Source organism: Roseburia sp. OF03-24, assembly GCF_003463035.1.
GTDB classification, from domain to species: domain Bacteria; phylum Bacillota; class Clostridia; order Lachnospirales; family Lachnospiraceae; genus Roseburia; species Roseburia rectibacter.
In genome coordinates, this window is sequence record NZ_QSCK01000025.1 from 65,163 (window position 1) to 67,265 (window position 2,103).

Below are 2,103 nucleotides of genomic sequence, written 5' to 3' on the forward strand. Positions count from 1 at the left end.
TCTTCTACCGGTTTTGTTACACCGAAAAAGGTAGGAACCGCAACGATCACAGTTACATCCAAAGCCAATAAGAAAGTCAAAGCTGCTTATAAGGTAACTGTCAAGAAAAATGACATGGTACTGGCAGTGGGATTTGATATGTACGATAATATCAAGTACTATGTAAAGAAACATGAGGATGGAACGATTGAGTACAGACGAACGCCTGTAAACCGAGAAATGTTTTCTTCTGATAAAAAAGTTGCAACGTCTAGCTCGCTTGATATAGGATTTATTATGACCAGTAGTAATGAAAATGTTTTAAAGGTAGAGGATGACGTTTATCTTGATGTGAAGGGAAAAGGATCTTCTGTTATTACTTTAAAAACAGTCGATGGACGTTGGAGTTATTCCTGGAAAGTAACCGTAAGCGATAAACAGACTTCTTTTGCTAAATATAGTACAGGTTTCAAAACAGGAAGAGGCATGGATGAAGCTAGGGAAAAGGATGGCTGGGTAACTGAGCTTTAAACAACAAGTAAAAATGAATAAGTATAAAAACTATCAAAATTAATTTTGATAGTCAGAAAATGAACTGCTTGGAATCTCTGATTACCTTGCAGTTCATTTTTTATTTACCACGGTATTTTCAAAATGAAAATATAAATACACAGGACGGAAAGTCGAAAGGAGATCTATGAAAGAAAAAATATTGAAACTAAGCAGATTTTTACTGCTCTGCGCAGTAATGGTTCTGATCACCATGATCCCACAGAACATAAAAGCGATCACGGTAGAAGAAGCAGGAAATGTCTATATGACAGATTCGCGTGCAGGAGATGGTCAGCCGTTGTATGGGCGGCTGAATATTAACTATACCGGAAATACGAACTATGATACATGGGCTTATGATATCGTTACGAATTATAATACCTATGATAGTAAAAAAGACCAGTATAAAGCTGCGGAAAATGTTTTGAAAAATGCAGATAATTCAGTGATCGGAAAGAAGATCAAAAACAACCGGTCTGCAAAGCTGACAAAGTCAGAAGGTGCGGATGGGACGATCCGTGCAGCATATCTGGTATGGCAGGCGAGAACAAGTATCAAAAGATCGGACACAGATGCGAAAGCACTTGCAAAATCAGAAATCGCTTTTGTACTGCCGGATGGAACGGCAAAACTGATAAAGGCACAGTATGCAACTTATGATAACAGGTCAATTGATTATAAAAACCAAAACAAAGAGGAAGGAGTGAGGCAACAGTACACCTTCGTAAACATGTATGCGGATGTGACGGATATCATTAATAAAAGCAGCAAGATCTATGGAACGTATTCCGTATTCAACATTCCGTATTATGAGCATATCGGCGGTGGCGAGGGCGCCGGTGGATGGCAGCTGATCATTGTGGAAAACTGTGATATGTCAGTTCCGATGAGGGCAGTGCGTCTTAGAATGTCCGCGGATTTTAATATTGATGATGTTTCAAAGCATAATGGAGAATGGGTAGAGAAAGACATTAAAACCGGAATGGTTACAAGTGTGAGATCAAAGGCATACAAGGCAAATGATAAAGTGCCTTTGACCGGACAATATCTGATGATTTTTGTGGAGAGCACTAATAGTAATTCCAAATTTACCAAAATGAACCTGTATGCACAGAAAGCGTCTGAAAAGTTTGATAAAAACAAAAAGATTTTCGGACTGTCAAAAGATGTAAGTCCGTATTTATCGATCAATGGAAATGCACTGTACAGTAAAGCGACGACAACAAAAGGAGATCTGGTCGATTTTACAATTAAAAAGGAAAGTACACAGCCTGCCTATGCAAATCAGTATTATACTTTGCAGACCAATACCGGAGATTTTACCAAATGGGTTACCATGTTTGTGACAGGTATTGCGATAGATATCTCGGATAATTTTGCAGAAGGAAATCAGGTCACAACGGTAAAGAGCCCTACCACAGTTAACGTTTCACAGAAGATCACCAATAAAACCCTGCAGACAAAAACAGGTTATTACAATGGAAAACTGGTAGTCACATTAGACGAAGCACTGACTCCGACCAATACGAAACCGGAATTGACAGTATATAATAAAGAAGCGGATAAAACAAC

1 protein-coding gene and 1 pseudogene are annotated in these 2,103 nt (G+C 38.5%); both read left to right on the forward strand.

Annotated features, from left to right (window positions below; genetic code table 11):
• Window positions 1-510: pseudogene (locus DXA60_RS19280) on the forward strand (Ig-like domain-containing protein); the annotation flags it as partial.
• Between the two features lie 166 nt (window positions 511-676).
• The coding region (locus DXA60_RS13235; RefSeq protein ID WP_147345395.1) for a hypothetical protein at window positions 677-2,103 on the forward strand (1,427 nt) is incomplete at its 3' end.